Origin of the sequence: Sulfurimonas sp., assembly GCF_028694895.1 — a bacterium.
In the GTDB taxonomy this organism is placed as follows: domain Bacteria; phylum Campylobacterota; class Campylobacteria; order Campylobacterales; family Sulfurimonadaceae; genus Sulfurimonas.
The window spans coordinates 1-4493 of the sequence record NZ_JAQVKA010000109.1 but is presented as its reverse complement, the minus strand read 5'-3'; the positions used below and the strand labels follow the sequence as shown (position 1 = coordinate 4493).

At 35.6% G+C, this 4493-nt stretch carries 4 protein-coding genes; 3 read left to right on the top strand and 1 reads right to left on the bottom strand.

All coding sequences use genetic code 11. The annotated features are described in order from the left end of the window. Window positions 1–407: 407 nt before the first annotated feature. From PHI38_RS09215 to PHI38_RS09205, 3 genes are all read left to right on the top strand, one after another. Window positions 408–1637, top strand: coding sequence for an OmpP1/FadL family transporter (locus tag PHI38_RS09215; protein WP_299855416.1), 1230 nt, complete (start codon window positions 408–410; stop codon window positions 1635–1637). A 162-nt stretch (window positions 1638–1799) separates the two neighbouring features. Continuing rightward, window positions 1800–2813: a hypothetical protein gene (locus tag PHI38_RS09210; protein ID WP_299855413.1), complete on the top strand. Its 1014-nt coding sequence runs from the start codon at window positions 1800–1802 to the stop codon at window positions 2811–2813. Next, window positions 2810–3658, top strand: a complete 849-nt coding sequence (locus PHI38_RS09205) for a hypothetical protein (RefSeq protein WP_299855411.1) — start codon at window positions 2810–2812, stop codon at window positions 3656–3658. The genes PHI38_RS09210 and PHI38_RS09205 overlap by 4 nt, the downstream gene beginning before the upstream one ends. 46 nt (window positions 3659–3704) lie before the next feature. On the opposite strand, the gene purM is transcribed toward PHI38_RS09205, so the two are convergent. Continuing rightward, window positions 3705–4493 (bottom strand): phosphoribosylformylglycinamidine cyclo-ligase (gene purM, locus PHI38_RS09200; RefSeq protein WP_299855408.1); only part of this gene is annotated, 789 nt, incomplete at its 5' end.

Sequence of the window (4493 nt, the reverse complement as noted above, 5' to 3'; positions counted from 1 at the left end):
ATACAATTTTAGGTGCTAGTGATGCAAAAATTTATAATGGAAGCGCTCTTGTAGAGGTTAAAGAGGCTGTTTTATTTAAGTAGAGTAGATTTTTAGCTTCTAAAAGAGGTGAAAAGTGTTACTTAAATACACATTATAATAATTTTATCACCTATTTTGATAAAGTTTATAAAAGTAAATTTCATTAGATTATTTAGCTTTAAGTATATGAAAAAGTTATATTAAGAGCTAAAAAATGCTTTTTTATAGAAGATATTGATTAAAGTCATAGATATAACTTATAATACTGCTGATTGAGGCTCTCTTTTTAAGTTTCGTTTATGGTTGTTTACTATTCGTTTAAGAAACAGTTAAAAATTACTCGCCTATAATACTTACATTCTAAATAAACACTCGTAGGAGAGAAAATGAAAAGAACAATTAAACTTGCAGTGGTAGCTGCATTAGCTCTAGGTGCAACTTCTGCATTTGCAACAAACGGTTCAGCGATGATAGGTATGGGTGCTAAAACTCGTGGTATGGGTGGAGTTGGAATTGGTGTTGGTCATGGCGCAGAGTCTGCTCTATCAAACCCAGCTTTAATCACTACTATAAAGTCTGATCATGAGATATCTTTTGGTGGAACTCTGTTTATGCCAAGTGTTAAAACAACAAACGATATGGGTGTTGGTGGTGCAACAACTGAAAAAAGTGATGCTGACTTTTTTGTAATCCCTTCTGTTTCAGTCGCAAATAAGGTAAACGATAACTTCTACTGGGGTGTTGGTATGTGGGGAACTGGTGGTCTAGGTGTTGATTATAGAGACACTCCTCTCATGACTGCTGGTGGAAATCATATGAAAATGGTTACTTCATTACAAAATATGCAGTTTGGTCTACCATTAGTTTATACAGTTAATAATTTTGCTATTGGTATAACTCCAATCGTTCAATATACTGCATTAGACATTAATTATGACTCAACTCCAATGGGTGGTCCAACTGGTGCTGGTGTTGCTGATGATGTTAGTCTTGGATATAACATTGGTTTATCTTATGAGACTGACGGTATAACTGTTGGTGCTGTTTATAAGTCAGAGATAGAGAGTGACATTAAAGATGTTTTAAGCAACGCAATCAATCCAATGCTTGGTGGTGGAAACACTTATGATAACAATAAAATATCTGCTCCTGCTGAGATGGGTGTTGGTATTAGTTATAAGATGAGTGAGCACACGATAGCGTTTGATTATAAGAGAATTTTATGGGAAGATGCTGAGACCTATAAAGATTTTGGTTGGGAAGATCAAAATGTATATGCTGTTGGTTATGAGTATGCAACTGATGGATGGGCTCTTCGTGCAGGTTATCAATATGCAAAGTCTGCAGTACAAGATAATACAGGTAAAGGTTTATATTTAGATACAGTAGGTCCTGCTGGATTAACAAATACATTTAACCTGTTAGGTTTCCCTGGAACTCAAGAGTCACATATTACTCTAGGTGGTACTTATGCATTTAATGAGACTCTTTCATTAGACCTTGCAGCTGTATTTGGTCTTGAAAACAAGGAAACATTCGGAAACTTTGTGGGTCAAGATATTGAAACTAAACACTCAGAGCAAAGCTACAGCGTACAACTTAACTACGCTTTTTAAAAACTACTCTCTACTTTAAAAGTGCCCACCATCTCGGTGGCACTTTATTTTTACAGACAAATCAAAAACTCACTTCAGAAAAATTATAGATTTATATGATATAATAATTAGTACTTTTGTGATACTATTATCACAAATAAACTCAAGCAAAAAAGGAATCAAATGTTAAGTACATTAATAAAAGCGGCACTTTTATTGGCACTAACTTCAAGCATCGCGTTTGGCTATCAAGCTATTAGACTAAATGTTTCAGAGGGTGATGCTAAAGAGAGAGATAAGGCTTTCAACGCTATTTTAGAGGTTGATTTAGAAGATGCAGGATTTACTCCAAAAGATGTTCACGCTGGGATAGAGTACTATTATAGACTTTTTTATGGTACTAAACTTTTAAAAGATGGCAAGCCTAATCCTCAGTTTAAAGAAGATTATGTTGAAAATCTAGATAACCTTGGTTTCATTACAATTTCAAATGAAGAAAATATGCGTGAACTTCTTATGAAAGAGCCTTCACTTGGTGGTTTTGCTCCACTTAACTATCTTATCTATAAGAAAAAAAGTGAAACAAAAACTTATGTAGGAACACTAACTCCAGAAGCTATGCTTGATATTACTAAGGTAAAAGACCCAGAAGTAAGAAAGCAATTTACTTCTTATATAGACGCACTATCAGAGGCTACTGATGCTGGTATGGGTGGAGAAGTTGAGTATATTGAGATAGACAAACTAAACGATAAAACAATGATGGAATTTGAAGTTCCTTTTGATAGAAGTGGTGATATTTTAGATGCTAAATTTGACTTTATGGAAAAGTTTGAAAAAGCATTTGAAGGGCAAGACTATATCATAGCTGGTAAGAGAGATTTTGCAGAGTTCTGGGCTGATAATGACTTAGAAAATGATAAATATGATGCTTACTGGGTTTACTCACTTTGTCACTTTACATTTTCATATACGGTGTTTAACGTATGGCAACGCCCTGAGTTAGGTGTTTCTGCTCCATGTTCAATGTATATGTATGTTGAAAAAGACAAAGATGTGTTACATGTTGGTATGCCAAGTGTTGAGAACTGGATTACTTTTGGAAAGATTACAGATCCTGCACAAATTAAGTTCATCAAAGAGATGGATGAGAAAATTAGAAGCATAATGATTAGTTTAGGAGCAAAAGAGATATGAGAAAATTACTAAATTTTTTAGCAGCTTTTGCTGTTGTTACTTTCGTTGGTTGTGGTTCTAAAAGCCCTAACTTAGAAGCGAAAGCTGATGAGCCAAAAGGTGAAGTAAATACATATTTCAAAGGCGCTCATATGAGCGTTGAGGATGCAAAAGCTAAGCTTAGTGATGGTGGATTTGAAGTAGTTACAACTTTTGAGAGCGTTAAAGATGGTACTACAATAGTCTTTACATGTCCTACTCTTAAAAAAGAGGCTGCAAAGCCAGGGCGCGCAAATATAGCAGTTATGAAACTTTTTGTTGATGATGAAGCAAAAACTATATCTATAACAAATCCAGTATATTTTGGAAGAGCGTATATGCAAGGTGACTATGATCACGCAACATTCACTAGAGTTAGTGACAAAATTGCAAAAGCATTCCCAAATTTAACTCCATCAGAAGATAAGATGAAGTTTAAAGATTTAGCTGGTTACCACTTTACTTTAGGAATGCCTTACTATGAAGATGTAGAGGTTCTAGGTGAAGGTACAAATGCTGAGTTGCTAGCAAAGCTAAAAGAGTATCAAAAAGGTAAAGCTATAGCTTATGAGCTAAAAATAACTGATGATACAACTTTAGTTGGCTATGAAATAGGTCGTGGTACAAAAAGATTTGTTTCAAAGGTTGGCCGTCAAAATGCAGGACTGCTGCCTTGGCCAATCGTTGTAAGCGGTGGAAAAGCAACTATGCTTAAAGCTGAGTACTATATAGCGATGAACTATCCACTTTTAGGTATGGGACAATTTGCTGGAATTGCATCAATCCCTGGTGATGTTATAAAAGATTTACATAAACCATTTAAATAGTGTTAAACACTTTATGAGCTTTTGCTCATAAAGTAGAACTATGAAATTAGATAAGCTTAGCTTCTCTTTTTCCCTCTTTAATCTCCCCAATTAGATAACCATCTGTTTGAGAGAGAACATAATCAACGTCTTCTGCTTTTACAACTAAAATCATTCCAACACCCATATTAAACGCTCTATACATCTCTTCTTTATCTACATGTTTTGAGATTAGTTCAAAGATAGGAAGCACTTTTATAGCATCTCTGTTTATCTCTGCCATTAAGCCCTCTGGAAGGACGCGTGGAAGGTTTTCTACTATACCGCCTCCAGTAATGTGGGCAAGGGCAACAATGTGCTCTTTTAGAGCTTTAAAGGTTTTAACATAAATTTTTGTAGGCTCAAGAAGTGTTTGTATAAGGGTTTTTCCGTTGAAGTCATCATTGAAATTTAAGTTCATCTTTTCAAAGAGAACTTTTCTAGCTAGCGAGAAACCATTTGAGTGAAGCCCTGAGCTTGGAAGCGCTATTAGCTTATGCCCAGCTCTAACCATTGATACTCTATCCATCTCACTCTTCTCAGCAACACCAACTGCAAAACCTGCCAAATCATAATCATCATGTGAATACATTCCCGGCATCTCAGCAGTCTCTCCACCAATAAGAGCACACTCAGCGCGGATACAACCCTCAGCGATACCAGCTACAACATCTGTTGCCACTTTAACATCAAGTTTACCAGTTGCATAGTAGTCTAAGAAAAAAGAGGGAGTACCGAAGTTACAAAGAAGGTCATTTACACACATAGCCACAAGGTCGATACCTACCGTGTTGTGTATGCCTGAGTCAATTGCTAG